The sequence below is a fragment of the Roseibium sediminis genome (assembly GCF_008711325.1).
GTDB classification, from domain to species: Bacteria; Pseudomonadota; Alphaproteobacteria; order Rhizobiales; family Stappiaceae; genus Roseibium; species Roseibium sediminis.
The window spans coordinates 106,639-122,145 of the sequence record NZ_VXDB01000005.1 but is presented as its reverse complement, the minus strand read 5'-3'; the positions used below and the strand labels follow the sequence as shown (position 1 = coordinate 122,145).

Annotated in this window: 13 protein-coding genes; 6 read left to right on the top strand and 7 right to left on the bottom strand. The window is 59.3% G+C overall.

Features of this window, described 5'->3' with window-relative positions; all coding sequences use genetic code 11:
- Positions 1-227: 227 nt before the first annotated feature.
- Entirely contained in the window at positions 228-2,426 is a 2,199-nt protein-coding gene (locus F0155_RS06670) for a primosomal protein N' (protein ID WP_150523718.1), read from the bottom strand.
- Positions 2,427-2,599: 173 nt separating this feature from the next.
- Here F0155_RS06670 and fsa point away from each other — a divergent pair, with 173 nt between their 5' ends.
- The 3 genes from fsa to rpsU all read left to right on the top strand — a co-directional run bounded on the left by fsa (position 2,600) and on the right by rpsU (position 4,764).
- Entirely contained in the window at positions 2,600-3,253 is a 654-nt protein-coding gene (gene fsa, locus F0155_RS06665; RefSeq protein WP_150523717.1) for a fructose-6-phosphate aldolase, read from the top strand.
- Between the two features lie 133 nt (positions 3,254-3,386).
- Entirely contained in the window at positions 3,387-4,349 is a 963-nt protein-coding gene (locus tag F0155_RS06660; protein WP_150523716.1) for a tyrosine recombinase XerC, read from the top strand.
- A gap of 193 nt (positions 4,350-4,542) precedes the next feature.
- Positions 4,543-4,764: a 30S ribosomal protein S21 gene (rpsU, locus tag F0155_RS06655; RefSeq protein WP_150523715.1), complete on the top strand. Its 222-nt coding sequence runs from the start codon at positions 4,543-4,545 to the stop codon at positions 4,762-4,764.
- 6 nt (positions 4,765-4,770) lie between these two features.
- On the opposite strand, the gene F0155_RS06650 is transcribed toward rpsU, so the two are convergent.
- Positions 4,771-5,295, bottom strand: a complete 525-nt coding sequence (locus F0155_RS06650) for a GNAT family N-acetyltransferase (RefSeq protein ID WP_150523714.1) — start codon at positions 5,293-5,295, stop codon at positions 4,771-4,773.
- Between the two features lie 88 nt (positions 5,296-5,383).
- On the opposite strand from F0155_RS06650, the gene F0155_RS06645 reads away from it, so the two are divergent.
- Positions 5,384-5,794, top strand: coding sequence for a serine/threonine protein kinase (locus F0155_RS06645; protein ID WP_150523713.1), 411 nt, complete (start codon positions 5,384-5,386; stop codon positions 5,792-5,794).
- 138 nt (positions 5,795-5,932) lie between these two features.
- Positions 5,933-6,889: a metallophosphoesterase gene (locus F0155_RS06640; RefSeq protein WP_150523712.1), complete on the top strand. Its 957-nt coding sequence runs from the start codon at positions 5,933-5,935 to the stop codon at positions 6,887-6,889.
- A 17-nt stretch (positions 6,890-6,906) separates the two neighbouring features.
- Here F0155_RS06640 and F0155_RS06635 read toward each other — a convergent pair whose 3' ends face one another.
- Positions 6,907-7,578: a cation efflux transmembrane domain-containing protein gene (locus F0155_RS06635; protein ID WP_150523711.1), complete on the bottom strand. Its 672-nt coding sequence runs from the start codon at positions 7,576-7,578 to the stop codon at positions 6,907-6,909.
- A gap of 90 nt (positions 7,579-7,668) precedes the next feature.
- Here F0155_RS06635 and F0155_RS06630 point away from each other — a divergent pair, with 90 nt between their 5' ends.
- Positions 7,669-8,088, top strand: coding sequence for a MerR family transcriptional regulator (locus tag F0155_RS06630; RefSeq protein WP_150523710.1), 420 nt, complete (start codon positions 7,669-7,671; stop codon positions 8,086-8,088).
- Between the two features lie 597 nt (positions 8,089-8,685).
- On the opposite strand, the gene lpdA is transcribed toward F0155_RS06630, so the two are convergent.
- The 4 genes from lpdA to F0155_RS06610 form a co-directional block, all read right to left on the bottom strand.
- Positions 8,686-10,089, bottom strand: a complete 1,404-nt coding sequence (lpdA, locus tag F0155_RS06625; RefSeq protein WP_150523709.1) for a dihydrolipoyl dehydrogenase — start codon at positions 10,087-10,089, stop codon at positions 8,686-8,688.
- Between the two features lie 95 nt (positions 10,090-10,184).
- Positions 10,185-10,799, bottom strand: coding sequence for a LysE family translocator (locus F0155_RS06620; RefSeq protein WP_150523708.1), 615 nt, complete (start codon positions 10,797-10,799; stop codon positions 10,185-10,187).
- Between the two features lie 27 nt (positions 10,800-10,826).
- Positions 10,827-12,332 (bottom strand): 2-oxoglutarate dehydrogenase complex dihydrolipoyllysine-residue succinyltransferase, encoded by a 1,506-nt coding sequence (gene odhB / locus F0155_RS06615; protein ID WP_150523707.1) that lies wholly within the window; start codon positions 12,330-12,332, stop codon positions 10,827-10,829.
- A 68-nt stretch (positions 12,333-12,400) separates the two neighbouring features.
- Positions 12,401-15,385: a 2-oxoglutarate dehydrogenase E1 component gene (locus F0155_RS06610; RefSeq protein ID WP_150523706.1), complete on the bottom strand. Its 2,985-nt coding sequence runs from the start codon at positions 15,383-15,385 to the stop codon at positions 12,401-12,403.
- Between the last annotated feature and the right edge of the window lie 122 nt (positions 15,386-15,507).

Here is a 15,507-nt window from a genome sequence, read left to right as displayed (position 1 = left end):
ATTTCAGGGTCAGAAGGTATGACGGTTAAACCGTTCCCCCAAAGCCGCGCCTCCATTAGCACAGGGTTTTGAAGTGTGCAACTTCACCAAATGGCTGGAATGCGCGATTTCGTGCGATTTTTAGGGCTGAGACGGTTTGAATCTCCCAAAATCGGTAGATTTATCAGGGACAGAGTCTCTTTCGTCTATGTTTCCAGGCCCTTTTGAAGAAAGTTCTGCTTTTTGCGCTACATAAAGTGCTGCGGATCAATGTCTATCTGGACCCGAAGGCCCTTCATCGGTCTGGGTGCGACAGAAAGCCACGACCGAAGATAGCCTTGAAGATCCACATTGCGGGGCGCAAGCGCCAGCAATCTGTACCGGTGACGCCCTCGCACCATGGCAAGCGCTGCTTCTGCCGGTCCAAGGATCGTCACAGCGGCGTCAACAGGAGCCGTACGCAGAACGGCTCTGGCATAGCCTTCGGTAAAGGCCTTGTCGGGCCCAGAAATAATGATGGCCGCCATTCTGCCGAACGGGGGTAGACCTGCCGCCCGTCGCGCATCGATCTCGGCACTATAAAAGGCGTCCCGGTCTGCAGACATCAGCGCCCGAATGACAGGGTGATCTGGGGCATAGGTCTGGAGATACCCCGCTCCGCCGCCAGTTACACGGCCTGCACGCCCGGTTACCTGCGCCAGCAACTGGAACGTCTTTTCCGCGGCTCTTGGGTCCCCGTGTGCGAGACCAAGGTCGGCGTCTATCACCCCGACAAGCCGCATTTTCGGGAAGTTGTGCCCCTTGGCCACAAGCTGGGTGCCAATGACGATATCCGCGCCGCCCTCTTCGACCACCTTCATTTCCCGCCGCAGTCGATCAGGTCCGCCCTGAATGTCGGAGGACAGCACGAGGGTGCGGGCCTGAGGAAACAAATCAGAGACTTCCTCGGCGATTCTTTCCACACCCGGTCCACAGGCGACCAGCGAATCCGTGGATGAACAGGAAGGACAGGCGTCGGGAACTTTCTCGAAATGACCACAGTGATGACAGGTCAGGCGCTTTTGAAACCGGTGCTCCACCAGCCATGCGCTGCAGTGGGGGCACTGGAAACGATGGCCACATGTGCGGCAGAGGGTGAGCGGCGCATATCCACGTCGGTTCAGAAAGAGGAGGGTTTGGGCCCCGTCCGCATAGGCCTGGCGAATCGCATTGAGCAAGGGGGGCGCGATCCAGCGCCCGCGCTCCGGCCCTTTCTGACGCATATCGACAGCATGAAGGTCCGGCAGAGCGGCGCCCGACGCTCGATCCGGCAGAACGAATCGATTGTAGCGGCCCTGCTCGGCATTCACGCGGCTTTCCACTGAGGGTGTCGCTGATGCAAGGACGACCGGAAACTTCGAGATATGTCCGCGCACCACGGCCATATCGCGGGCGCTGTACGGAACGCGGTCGTCCTGCTTGAAGGCCCCGTCATGCTCTTCGTCGACCACGATGAGGCCAAGTTCGAGAAAGGGCAGGAACAGGGAGGAGCGGGCACCGATCACAACCCGGACATCTCCGCTTGCCACGCCGCGCCAGACCCGTGCCCGGTTTTTCGGCGTGATTTCGGAATGCCACTCGGCAGGATAAACTCCGAAACGCTGTTCGAATCGGCGCAGAAACTGTTCGGTCAGGGCGATTTCCGGAACCAGAATCAGTGCCTGCCTGCCTCGATCAAGCGCCTCTGCAATCGCCTCGAAATAGACTTCCGTTTTTCCCGAGCCGGTCACGCCGTCGATCAGCGAGACGGATGCGCCCTTGTCGAAAGACGCCCGGATCCCGTCAGCCGCCACCTTTTGCGTAGGCGTCAGATCCACCTTGAGATAATCCGTCTGGGGTTTCGGCAATGGCAAGGCCGCCGGCATTTCGACAACTTCCAAAACGCCCTGCTGGATCAAACCGTCAATGACGGACGCACTGACACCAGCTGCATGAGCCAGCCCGCTTTTGGTCCACGCAAACCCGTCTTCCATGGTGGCCAGCACGCGAGCCCGGGCTGGTGTTTTCCGATCCGGCTCTTGCCCCTCGATCCTGCGAACACCGGGAACAGGGGCTTCCGGCTCCAATGCTTCCTCGGACCTCAGCACCATGCGCAGAACCATGCCGGGAGCTGCAAGCGTCCAACCCGCCACCCAGTCAACAAAGCGGCGCAGTTCGGCATCTATAGGTGGCGTCGCATCGAAGACCCGGCTGATCTGTTTCAGTTTCTTCGGACTGATACCCGCATCGGGCTGAACATCCCAAACAGCTCCAACCACCTCGCGCGTGCCGAGCGGAACCTTCACGATTGTGCCTGACACCACATGACAGCCTGCCGGAACCCGGTAAGTATAGGCCGTCGGCACAGCGACAGGAACCAGAACGCTGGCGATGGTCTCCGTGTCGTCTTCCAGCTCGTCAAACAGCAACGCTCATATCCTCGGATCGGCTCGTCTGCCGGCATCCAGTCTTTTCAATTTTTCGAATCGGGGTTCTGCTTCGCCGCATCCTAAGGTAAAGAGGCGCCGATACGGGATTTAATTGCCAGACTGAAACCTGTTTGGCGACCCATTCGAGCCTTTGCCCCCAAGGAGTGCGTCTCATGAAGTTCTTTGTCGATACCGCCGACACAGCCGAAATCAAGGAACTGGCCTCAACCGGTCTGCTGGACGGTGTCACAACCAATCCGTCCCTGATCGCCAAGTCCGGCCGTCAGTTCAAGGAAGTCATCGCGGAGATCTGCGAGATTACCGATGGTGATGTTTCCGCCGAAGTCGCGGCAACCGATTTCGCGACAATCATGAAGGAAGCCCACGAACTGAAGAAGATCGCAGACAATGTCGTGATCAAGCTTCCGTTGACCTTTGACGGACTGAAGGCCTGCAAGCATCTGACCGACGAAGGCACCAAGACCAACGTCACTCTCTGCTTCTCTGCGAACCAGGCGCTGCTGGCTGCAAAGGCTGGAGCAACCTACATCTCTCCGTTCATTGGCCGCCTCGACGATATCCATCTTGATGGTCTAGAACTGATCCGCGAAATCCGCGTGATCTACGACAACTACGACTTCAACACGGAAATCCTGGCGGCTTCCATCCGCACCGCCAACCATGTGCGCGACTGCGCGATCATTGGCGCAGATGTGGCAACTGTTCCGCCGGCAACGCTGAAGGCGCTGGTCAAGCATCCGCTGACCGACAAGGGCCTCGAAGCCTTCCTCGCCGACTGGGCAAAGACTGGTCAGAGCATCCTCTAAGCTGTTCCGCATTCACGATCTGCAAAGACACCGGGCGCATCGCCCGGTGTTTTTTTGTGCAGATATTAAGCTTTTGCAAGCCTGCTTGGGTCGTTAACCCGTCGGTTTCCCGGCGCTGGTACATTTCGGCCCTATGGCAAATTCGACCGAAGACCTGATTCTCGTCCACGCGCAACCGGACCTCAATGCCGCTCTCAATCAGTGGCTGGACCACCTGTCCGACGAACGCCGCCTCTCGGACAAGACGCTGGTTGCCTATGAGCGGGATGTGCGCCAGTTCCTGAAATTCCTGACCGGACACTTTGGCGGCGCGCCTTGCATCAAGGACCTTGGCGAACTGCGCCCGGCAGACTTCAGAAGCTTTCTTGCCAAACGCCGACAGGCCGACAAGGCTGGCAGCCGCTCTCTGGCGCGAGGGCTCTCCGGAGCTCGCTCTTTCCTGAAATTCCTGGAACGGCGGGGCGACATAAACGCAGCTGCGATCGGCGCGGTTCGTCCGCCACGAATCGCACAATCTCTCCCCAAGCCGCTGACCGTTCCCGATGCTGAAGAGGTGATTTCCGGCGACCTTGGCCTTGAAAGCGAAGCCTGGCTGGAGACGCGGAACATCGCCGTGCTGACCTTGCTTTATGGCTGCGGCTTGCGCATTTCCGAAGCCCTCTCCCTGACCGGCAAGACCGCTCCCAGAGCAGGAGCCCGCACCATGCGGATCAAGGGCAAGGGCGGCAAGGAGCGGCTGGTCCCCCTGCTTCCCGCTGTGACCGAAGCCGTGGAAGCCTATCTCAAGGTCTGCCCTTATGCGATTTCGCCAGACGGGCCGCTGTTTGTCGGCGCGCGCGGCGGGCCACTCAACCCTCGCCTGATCCAGAAGGCCATGGAAAAGATGCGCTCCGCGCTTGGCCTGCCACAGAGCGCGACACCTCACGCCCTGCGCCATTCCTTTGCCACGCATCTTCTGGCTGGTGGCGGTGACCTTCGCACCATTCAGGAGTTGATGGGCCACGCGAGCCTCTCAAGCACCCAGATTTATACCCAGATCGATAGTGCAGCCCTGCTAACCGCCTTTGATCGCGCCCATCCTCGCTCTCGGTCGTGATTGACCAAACGAGGCCAACAGGGGGCCGACATCGGCATAAAAAATATGAGCTTTGCCGATTTTCTGCGAAATATGGGGTGCATTTTCGCGGAAAGCTGCTATTTTGCGTTCCCAATCTGCGGTCGGGATTCTCGGCCGCCATCAACGGTGCCCGTCGTTTGGCTGACCGCACCGGCAAATGTCAGGAGATAACTTGCAAGTCCTCGTCCGCGATAACAACGTAGAACAAGCAATTCGTGTACTGAAGAAGAAACTGCAGCGTGAAGGCGTTCTGCGCGAAATGAAAGCGCGCCGGAACTACGAGAAGCCTTCCGAAAAGCGTGCCCGTGAAAAGGCAGAAGCTGTCCGCCGCGCTCGTAAAGCCGCTCGCAAGCTGGCTCAGCGCGAAGGCCTGATCGCAGGCAAGAAGCGCTAATATCCGTCAATTCCCGTTTGGCAGACGATATACGTTCCGGGCGAATCCGTCCGGAAATCTTTCGCGGGCCATGAGTTCTCCGCCAAGCCGGTGAACCAGGGCCCGCGCAGCTTCATTCTCATCCTTCATGTGTGTTTCAACGAGGTCCCAGCGGTAAACGTCATAGGCATGACGGATCGCAAGACAAGAGGCCTCGCTCGCGATGCCTTTGCCGCGCGCTTCGGGCAACAGCCACCAAGTGAGTTCGCGCCTCGGCCACCCTTCCGGCCAATAGAACCCGCAGGCGCCGAGCGCTTGCCCACTCTGCTTTTCCTCAATCATCCAGACGCCATAGCCACGCAGCGCCCAATGTCCGATTTGCGCAGCGAAACTTCTCCATGCCTGCAGGCGTGACAGGGGACCACCATAAAACCGGGACGCTTTCGGATCGGCAAAGAACGCTTCAACAGCTCCGAAGTCCGCAGGCTGTGGTGCCCGAAGGATAATCCGGTCTCCTTGAAGGCTCGGGATCTCCAACTTCTGAATGCTCATGAGGTTCTCCGACACGGCTCGCCAAAAAAGTGTATTAGTCAGGAGTTAACCCGGCACGAGGCAAGGTGAATTGCACGGAGTAAGGGCTATGCGCACCACTTTATTTTTTCTTTTGTCATTTCTGCTTTTGATACCCGCTCATGCGCAGGACCGCATTTATTGTCCGATCCCTGAGGACGGGATCTGGGTGAACAAGTCTGCCAAGGCAAAGGAAATCACCCGGATCGAGATTGAGAGTAAATGCGTTGATAATGACGTGCAGATGCGCCTGCGCGCCTTCACCAAATGCTCCCCCAGAGACTGCAAATGGGGCTGGCAAAAAGCCGAGTTTCGGGAATACGGCGGTATTCGCTCTTATCTGATCGGGTTTTTGAGTACCAAGGCGCTGTTCGTGCGCAACATGAACGGCCTTCTGGATGTCCGGCTGATCGAAATTCCGCACGACCACAATGAAGACCAGAAGCAGGAATCCTATACCCTCACGCGGGCCAAGAAGTGACGTTGTCGGGCGAACCGGCCGGCACCGAAATAAGGCAGGCGCCTTCGAATCGCCCTCAAAACTCCGTTTAAGCATCATTCTGGAGCCGAAAACGCCGCCTAACCTTTCATGAAACGGCAGACATCATGTGAGGGGCACATGTTCACACGACGAACTTTCCTGAAAGGACTGGGCATTGCGGCGCTGGGGGCGTTGAGCGCACCAGCCTATGCGGTCGGCATCGAACCTTTTCGACTGAACATCAAGCGCTATGCCCTGACGCCTCCACGTTGGCCGAAGGATCTGAAACTGCGTGCCGCCCTGATCGCCGACCCGCATATATGCGACCCGTGGATGGGATTGGAGCGCGTTCGGTACATCGTTGACCAGACCAATGCGCTGAAGCCGGACATCATCCTGATGCTGGGAGACTATGTGGCCAGCCACAAATGGCAATATGACCCGATTGAGCCGCAAGCCTGGGCCGACATTTTCGGGGGCCTGTCCGCTCCGCTCGGTGTTCATGCGATCCTTGGCAATCACGATTGGTGGGATGATGCACAAGCCCAGCTGACCGGGAACGGCCCGACCAAATACGGTAAGGCCCTGATCAATGCCGGAATTCCGCTCTATCAGAACCGCGCAACACGCATCACCAAGGGCGGCCATTCCTTCTGGCTTGCGGGACTCGACGATCAGCTCGCGCTGTATCCGAGCAAGCGGGCCAAGCGCCGAAGCTGGCGCGGACTGGACGATTTGTCCGGCACACTGGCTCAAGTGACAGATGATGGGCCGATCCTGCTGATGGCCCACGAGCCGCGCATCTTTCGCGAGGTGCCTGACCGGGTCAGCCTGACCTTGAGCGGGCACACCCATGGCGGGCAAATCAATGTCTTCGGCTATCGCCCGGTGAAACCGACGCCACTTGGCAAGCACCGCTCCTATGGTCACGTCATCGACCGGGATGGGACCAGGATATCGCGACATCTGGGTGTGATCAGCGAACCGAGACACCTGATTGTTTCAGGTGGCCTCGGCTGCTCGATCCTGCCGGTCCGCTTCGGCGTTCCGCCGGAGATCACACTTGTTGAGCTCGGCTCAGACTTGATCGCCTGATGGCCTGATCTGGCTAGTCAAGAATGCGAATGACCCGGGTGATCGGCATGGTCGTGGCTGTGTTCGCCCTCCCCGCCGCTTCGAAATTCGCGATAGCCCTGCATGAGGATCTGGCTGGCGGACTGCAGAAACAGAACAGACATCAGACCAGCGACCGCAAGATCCGGCCAGGCTGTCGTCGTGCTCCAGACGCCGAGCGCTGCCAGCATGACGGCGACATTGCCGATGGCATCATTGCGCGAACACAGCCAGACGGATCGCACATTTGCATCGCCATCCTTGTAACGGACCAGAATGAGCACGCTGGCGACATTGACGGCCAGCGCCAGAAAGCCGATGGCCCCCATCACGCCCGCTTGCGGCAGGCCAAGAACCAGCACCTGATAGATCGTCGACCCGGCAACCCAAAGCCCCATGAGCAGCAGGCTGACGCCCTTGGCGAGCGCCGCGCTTGCCCGAACCTTCAGGCTCGCGCCGATCACGGCCAGAGAAATGCCATAGGTCACCGCATCGCCAAAGAAATCCAGCGCATCGGCCTGCAGCGCCTGTGATCCGGCCGCGCGACCCGCCACCATTTCGACGACGAACATCGCGGCATTGAGGAAGATCACCAGCCACAGGCGGCGGCGGTAATCGGCAGACACGCCGTCAAAGCTGGCGTTGTGATTGTGTCCGCAACTTGCTCCCATTTCGGGCTCCAGTCTTGTGTTTCAATTTCGACTGTCCCATCTTGTAATTGCTATAGCGACTATAGGTTCAAGAGCAAATCTGAGAAAAGCATGGATTTTTCAATCGGAGACCTTTCCCGGCGCACCGGCGTGAAAGTGCCAACCATCCGCTATTACGAGAAAGAAGGCCTGATCGAGGAACCGATCCGCACCGAAGGCAACCAGCGCCGCTACACGGAACGGGATCTGGAGCGCCTGACCTTCATCCGCCATGGCCGCGACCTCGGCCTGCCAATGCCCGCGATCCGCGAACTTTTAGACCTGAGCGCCCACCCGGACGCCCCATGCGCCGACGCGGACCGCATTGCGAGCGAACAGCTTCAAAACATCCGCATGCGCATCGTCCAGCTCCAGAGCCTGGAAGCCGAACTCACCCGCATCACCCAAAGCTGCACCGGCACCCACGCCATCGCCGACTGCAATGTCCTGAAGGCATTCGGGGATCACGGGCTGTGCAAGGGAGAGCATTGAGGGGCGTGTGATCACGGCACGCGTTTCTTATCATCCCGCGATTGGTCATCCCACGGCCTGACCGTGGGATCCATACCGAAATCTATCGGCGAGACATGGGGCTGGCTGAATCACGGAATGGATCACCGGATCAAGTCCGGTGATGACCATCGGCATGTTGAACTCATCGGTTGAGGGGCCCGAAAGGCACTGGTCGGTGTCATGGCCCTCTGAGAAACCCTCCCTCGCACAGAGCGTCATCCCCGACTTGATCGGGGACCCAATATGCCACTCAGGTCGGCGCCATGGAGCGGGGATTGCTATGTGGCAGAGCACTGTTTGCTCCCTTCGTTGTGCTCCGGAATTCAATGGATCCCCGATCAAGTCGGGGATGACGATGGAGCCAAGTGGAGATGGAGCTTGGGGCAGTTGATGTGGGATAGCAAACGAACGCGGTTGGCATCCCGGCCTTGAGACGGGACCAACTCGAGGCACCGGGCTGGGTCTCCGGGTCCCGGCGCAAGGCCGGGACGGCACCGCGGGAAACACTTCAAAAGTGAAACAAAAAACCCGGAGCATAGCCCCGGGTTTTGAAACGTCCTGAAGTTCCTTGAAAACTCAGGAATGGATCGCCTTGGCGAAGCAGCCCATGGCGGCTTCCTTCACGGCTTCCGACATGGTCGGGTGGGCGTGGCAGGTGCGACCGAGGTCTTCGGACGAGCCGCCGAATTCCATCAGGACGGCCGCTTCGTGGATCATTTCACCAGCGCCGAAGCCGACGATGTGAACGCCCAGAACGCGGTCGGTTTCCGCGTCGGCCAGAACCTTGGCAAAGCCGTCGGTGTAGTTCATGGCGCGCGCACGGCCATTGGCGGAGAAGTTGAACTTGCCGACCTTGTAGGCAACGCCGGCGGCCTTAAGTTCTTCTTCCGTCTTGCCGACAGAGGCGACTTCTGGCTGGGTGTAAACCACGCCCGGGATGATGTCGTAGTTCACATGACCGATCTGTCCGGCGAGGATTTCGGCCAGCGCAACGCCTTCGTCTTCCGCCTTGTGAGCGAGCATCGGGCCTGCGACCACGTCGCCGATGGCGTAGATGCCGTCGACATTGGTCTTGAAATGCGCGTCGATGGCAACGCGGCCACGCTCGTCGAGGGCAACGCCGGCACCATCAAGGCCGAGGCCTTCGGTGTAGGGACGGCGGCCAATGGCGACCAGCACCACGTCGGCTTCCAGCACTTCCGGATTTCCGCCCTTGGCCGGTTCAACGGTGACTGCAAGACCCTTGCCCTTCTTTTCAACGCCCGTGACCTTGGACGAGAGCTTGAAGGACATGCCCTGCTTCTTCAGCATGCGGTTGAAGTTCTTGGAAACGTCGCCGTCCATCGGGCCAAGGATCTTGTCCATGAACTCGACCACGGTGACTTCCGAGCCAAGACGGTTCCAGACGGAGCCGAGTTCGAGGCCGATGACACCGCCGCCAACGACGATCATCTTGCCCGGAACCTTTTCCAGTTCCAGCGCGCCGGTGGAAGACACCACCTGCTTTTCGTCAATCTCGATGCCCAGCAGCGGCATGACATCAGAGCCGGTGGCAATGACGATGTTCTTCGTCTCGATGGTGGAGACGGAGCCGTCTTCGGCGGTCACTTCAACCTTGCCCTGACCAAGGATCTTGCCCGCGCCTTGATGCACGTCGATCTTGTTCTTCTTCATCAGGAAGGCAACACCGCTGACATTGGCGTCGACCACGTCGGACTTGTGCTGCATCATGGCCGGAAGGTCGAGCTTGGGCTTGGACACCTTGATGCCGAGCTTTTCAAAACCGTGACCGGCTTCGGAGAACATTTCGGACGCATGCAGAAGCGCCTTTGAGGGAATGCAGCCGATGTTGAGGCAGGTGCCGCCGAGCGTTGCCCGCTTTTCAACGACCGCGGTTTTCAATCCGAGCTGGGCCGCCTTGATCGCGCACACATAGCCCCCGGGGCCGGTTCCGATGACGACAACATCATATTGGGCCATTTTATCGCCTTTGTTCTTGTCTCGTTTTTCGCCCGGCAGTGCGGGCAAAACCACCTAAAGGAACCGCGGCAAAAGCCGCGGAAAATTCAAACTCGTTACCGCTCGCTCAGCGCCAGACGCAGGCCAAACCCTGCAAAGGCCGCCGCAACGGACCGACGCATCCAGGTGAGCACCCGCTCATTGGAAAGCACCTTGTCTCCAACCGCTGCCGCAAATTGCCCATACACCACAAACACGGCAAAGGTCATCGCCATGAAAACCGCACCCATGGCCGCCATCTGGCTGGTTTCACTCCCGCTTCCCGGCACGATGAACTGCGGCAGGAAGGCAAGGAAGAAGACGGTGAGCTTGGGGTTCAGCACGTTGATGAGAGCGCCTGTTGTGGCGACTTTCAGGAAGCCGGAGGGGCCGCCACGATCTGCCTTCAGATCCATAGGACCACTGTCCTTAAGGGTTTGCCAGGCCAGATAGAGCAGATAGGCAACGCCGGCATATTTGACGGTCTGAAACACCAGTGCACTGGTATGCATCAAGGCTGCCAGACCGACAAGGGATGCGAGCATGGCCGGGAGAATGCCGAAGGTGCATCCAAGGGCTGCGGCGAGCGAAGCCCGCCGCCCCTTCCCGAGTCCGACCGCAACCGTGTAGACCACGCCGGTGCCGGGTATCAGCACGACGATGAAGGCGGCGATCAGGAACTCGATGCTCATGCGGACGTCCTCCCGGAGGTCCCGACCTTAGAGGTCGAGAACCAGACGCTGCGGATCTTCCAGGCTTTCCTTGACGCGAACAAGGAAGGTCACGGCTTCCTTGCCGTCGACAATCCGGTGGTCATAGGACAGGGCCAGATACATCATCGGACGGATGACGACCTGACCGTTCACGGCCATCGGACGTTCCTGGATCTTGTGCATGCCCAGAATACCGGACTGCGGTGCATTCAGGATCGGCGAAGACATCAGCGAGCCATAGACACCGCCGTTGGAGATGGTGAAGGTGCCGCCGGTCATGTCGGCCATGCCGAGCTTGCCGTCACGAGCCTTCTTGCCGAGGTTGCCGATTTCCTGCTCGATCTCTGCGATGGACATCTGGTCGGCATCACGCACGACCGGAACCACAAGACCCTTGTCCGTGCCAACGGCAACGCCGATATGCGCAAAGTTCTTGTAGATGATGTCCGTGCCGTCAATCTCGGCGTTCACAGCCGGGATTTCCTTCAGAGCGTGGCAGACAGCCTTGGTGAAGAAACCCATGAAGCCGAGCTTCACGCCATGCTTCTTCTCGAACAGGTCCTTGTACTGCTTGCGCAGTTCCATGACCGGGCCCATGTCCACTTCGTTGTAAGTGGTGAGCATGGCAGCCGTGTTCTGGGCGTCCTTCAGGCGGCGCGCGATGGTCTGGCGCAGCTTGGTCATGCGCACGCGCTCTTCGCGCACTTCGTCAGCGGCGACAACCGGGCCACGCGGGGCAGCAGCTGCCTGCGGCGCCGGAGCGGAGATGCCCGCAGCAGCGGCTACAATAACGTCACCCTTGAGCACCTGACCGCGCTTGCCCGAACCGGCAACCTGATCAGCCGCAATGCCTTTTTCCGCCATCATGCGAGCGGCAGACGGTGCCGGCGGCATGGATGTGCCAGCGCTTGCTGAGGGGGTAGCAGCGGGGACCGGTGCGCTTGCGGCAGGAGCAGCAGCAGCGCCAGACGTGTCGATCTGGCAGAGCAGAGTACCCGGCTCAACTGTTGCGCCAGTGGCAGCGGCGATCTTGACGATCGTCCCGGCAACCGGGGCCGGAACTTCCTGGGCGGCCTTGTCGGTTTCCAGCTCGACGAGCGTGTCGTCGGCCTTGACCACATCGCCAACCTTGACGCTCCACTCGCCGACTTCCGCCTCAGTGACGGACTCGCCTGCGCTCGGGGTTACGACGTCAACAACGTTACCGCCAGATGCTGCTGCAGGAGCGGCAGCCGGTGCTGGCTTGGCAGCGGCCGGAGCAGCTGCTGCACCTGCACCGTCAGCGATCTGGCCGAGCAGTGCGCCAACTTCAACGGTATCGCCTTCGTTCACGACAATGCTTTCCAGAACGCCGGAAGCAGGGGCCGGAACCTCAACGGTCACCTTGTCGGTTTCCAGTTCCACGATCGGCTCGTCGGCGGTGATCGCGTCGCCCGGCTTCTTGAACCATTGAGCAATGGTGGCTTCGGATACGGATTCGCCCAGGGTAGGGACGCGGATTTCGGTTGCCATGGTTGCCTTCTCTTAAAATCTAGCCTTGGCCAAAAACGGTTGGGGGCGGGTTCGCCCCCACTTGATCATCAATCGGACAGGGTGTCGTCCAGGAACGCCTGGAGCTGCGCCAAATGCGCCGACATCAGACCTGTTGCGGTCGACGCCATTGCATCGCGCCCCGTGTAGCGAGGACGTTTGATCTTGTGCCCGATCTGGTCGAGGACCCACTCGATGTAAGGCTCCACAAAGAACCAGCTGCCCATGTTCTTCGGTTCTTCCTGACACCAGACGATGTCTGTGGCGTTCCGGAACCGGTTCAGTTCGTGGGTCAGGGCCTTCTTCGGGAACGGATAGAGCTGCTCGACGCGCATCAGGTAGATGTCATCGATACCGCGCTTCTCGCGTTCTTCCAGAAGATCGAAATAGACCTTGCCGGAGCACAGGACGACGCGACGGATCTTGTCGTCGGCAACCAGCTTGGTTTCCGAGGTTCCCATTTCCGCATCGTCCCAAAGGAGACGGTGGAAGGTGGAATCCGCGCCCAGTTCCGACAGCTTGGACACCGCCCGCTTGTGGCGGAGCAGCGACTTCGGCGTCATCAGGATCAAGGGCTTGCGAATGTCACGCTTCAGCTGACGACGCAGGATGTGGAAGTAGTTCGACGGGGTCGTGCAGTTGGCAACCTGCATGTTGTCTTCCGCACACAGCTGGAGGAAACGCTCCAGACGGGCGGAGGAGTGTTCCGGTCCCTGACCTTCATAGCCATGCGGCAGGAGGCAGACGAGACCGGACATGCGCAGCCACTTGCGTTCACCGGACGAGATGAACTGATCGAAGAGGACCTGTGCGCCGTTGGCAAAGTCACCGAACTGGGCTTCCCACATGGTCAGACCGTTCGGTTCCGCCAGCGAATAGCCGTATTCGAAGCCAAGAACCGCTTCTTCCGACAGCATGGAGTTGATCACTTCATACCGCTCGGCTCCCTCACCGAGGTTGTTCAGCGGAATGTAGCGGGTTTCATTTTCCTGATCATACAGAACCGAATGGCGCTGGGAGAAGGTGCCGCGTTCGCAGTCCTGACCGGACAGACGCACGGGATGGCCTTCCCTCATCAAGGTGCCGAAGGCCAAAGCCTCTGCAGTTGCCCAGTCGATGCCTTCACCGGTTTCGATCATGCGCTCACGATTTTTCATGAAACGGTCGATCGTGCGGTGAATGTTGAAACCTTCCGGAACGTGTGTCAGGGCGCGGCCCAGTTCCTTCAGCTCATCAATCGGCACACCGGTCTGGCCACGACGCGGATCATCTTCATCCTTGGCGCGCTTCATGCCGGCCCATTTGCCGTCGAGCCAGTCGGCCTTGTTCGGCTTGAAGGCGTTTCCGGAATCAAATTCCGTATCCAGATGGGAGCGCCATGCGGCTTTCATCTGTTCGACTTCATCAGCCGTAACGACGCCTTCCTTGACCAGACGGTCGGAATAGAGCTGCAGCGTGGTCGGGTGCTTGCGGATCTTGCGGTACATGATCGGCTGCGTGAACGCCGGCTCGTCGCCTTCGTTGTGACCAAAGCGGCGGTAGCAGATCATGTCGATGACGACCGGGCGACCGAAGGTCTGGCGGTATTCGATGGCAACCTTGGCCGCAAATACCACTGCTTCCGGATCATCCGCATTGACGTGCAGGATCGGAGACTCGATCACCTTGGCCATGTCGGACGGATACGGAGAAGAGCGCGAGAAGCGCGGGTTCGTCGTAAAGCCGATCTGGTTGTTGATGATCACATGGATCGAACCGCCGGTACGGTGACCGCGCAGCGCAGACAGGCCAAAGCACTCTGCAACAACACCCTGACCGGCGAAAGCCGCATCACCATGCAGCAGCAACGGCAGAACATTAGTGCGGTCCACTTCGGTCGTTTCGATGAAACGGCCATCCTTTGCGGAGAGCTGGTCCTGCTTTGCACGGGCCTTGCCGAGCACCACCGGGTTGACGATTTCAAGATGCGACGGGTTTGCCGTAAGAGACAAGTGAACCTTGTTTTCGTCGAAGATGCGGTCAGAGGACGCACCGAGGTGATATTTCACGTCGCCGGAACCTTCCACTTCGTCCGGCGCATAGGAGCCGCCCTTGAACTCGTGGAAGACAGCGCGGTGGGGCTTGCCCATCACCTGTGTCAGAACGTTGAGGCGGCCACGGTGCGCCATGCCAAGAACGATGTCCTTGAGGCCGAGTTGACCGCCGCGCTTGATGATCTGCTCCAGCGCCGGGATCAGCGCTTCGCCACCATCAAGACCGAAACGCTTCGTGCCGGTGTATTTCACATCCAGGAACTTCTCGAAGCCTTCAGCCTCGATCAGCTTGTTGAGGATCGCTTTCTTGCCCTGCGCGGTGAATGCGACCTGCTTGTCCGGACCTTCGATGCGCTGCTGGATCCAGGACTTTGCCGCCGGATCGGAAATGTGCATGAACTCGACACCAAGGGTCGAGCAATAGGTGCGCTTCAGGATGTCCAGCATTTCCCGGAGCGTGGCATATTCCAGCCCGAGAACATGGTCGATGAAGATCTTGCGGTCCCAATCAGCTTCCGTGAAGCCGTAGGAAGACGGATGCAGTTCCTCGTGATCACCCTTGGTGCTCAGTCCGAGGGGATCGAGATCGGCATGCAGGTGACCGCGCATGCGATAGGCACGGATCATCATGAGAGCGCGGACGGAGTCGCGCGTTGCCTGATGCACTTCAGCGTCGGATACGGGTGCGCCCTTGCCTTCGGCCTTCTTCTTCAGCTTGTCGCCGAGTTTCTGCTCGATTGGACCCCAGTTGCCATCAAACGCGTTGACGAGGTCGCCGCTTGCCTCGACCGGCCAGTCCTTGCGCTTCCACGGAGCGCCGCGTGCTTCCTTGAGCACGGCGTCCTTTTCATCTTGAAAAGCCGCAAAAAACTCCTGCCACTCGGCATCGACCGAGTTCGGATCGGTTTTATAACTTGCGTAGAGCTCTTCGATATAGGCTGCGTTGGCGCCGTAAAGCAACGACGTCAGTGCGAATTGTTGGTTCGCTTCCTGCCGTGCCATGTCTCTCCAGCGGAGGTTTGCTCCGCCCTTATGTTCTGGCGGACAACAAGAAACTGTCCGCACCCGGTTCCTTTTCAGGCCAACGTCCGAGGGACGCCGACCCCCTCAACTTCCGAGCGCGG

Bases quoted from the DNA above. Each gene is read 5' to 3' on its own strand.
- F0155_RS06620 (WP_150523708.1), bottom strand. From the start codon at position 10,799: ATGAGCATCGAGTTCCTGATCGCCGCCTTCATCGTCGTGCTGATACCC.
- F0155_RS06640 (WP_150523712.1), top strand. From the start codon at position 5,933: ATGTTCACACGACGAACTTTCCTGAAAGGACTGGGCATTGCGGCGCTG.
- lpdA (WP_150523709.1), bottom strand. From the start codon at position 10,089: ATGGCCCAATATGATGTTGTCGTCATCGGAACCGGCCCCGGGGGCTAT.
- F0155_RS06610 (WP_150523706.1), bottom strand. From the start codon at position 15,385: ATGGCACGGCAGGAAGCGAACCAACAATTCGCACTGACGTCGTTGCTT.
- F0155_RS06660 (WP_150523716.1), top strand. From the start codon at position 3,387: ATGGCAAATTCGACCGAAGACCTGATTCTCGTCCACGCGCAACCGGAC.
- F0155_RS06645 (WP_150523713.1), top strand. From the start codon at position 5,384: ATGCGCACCACTTTATTTTTTCTTTTGTCATTTCTGCTTTTGATACCC.
- odhB (WP_150523707.1), bottom strand. From the start codon at position 12,332: ATGGCAACCGAAATCCGCGTCCCTACCCTGGGCGAATCCGTATCCGAA.
- fsa (WP_150523717.1), top strand. From the start codon at position 2,600: ATGAAGTTCTTTGTCGATACCGCCGACACAGCCGAAATCAAGGAACTG.
- F0155_RS06650 (WP_150523714.1), bottom strand. From the start codon at position 5,295: ATGAGCATTCAGAAGTTGGAGATCCCGAGCCTTCAAGGAGACCGGATT.
- F0155_RS06635 (WP_150523711.1), bottom strand. From the start codon at position 7,578: ATGGGAGCAAGTTGCGGACACAATCACAACGCCAGCTTTGACGGCGTG.
- F0155_RS06630 (WP_150523710.1), top strand. From the start codon at position 7,669: ATGGATTTTTCAATCGGAGACCTTTCCCGGCGCACCGGCGTGAAAGTG.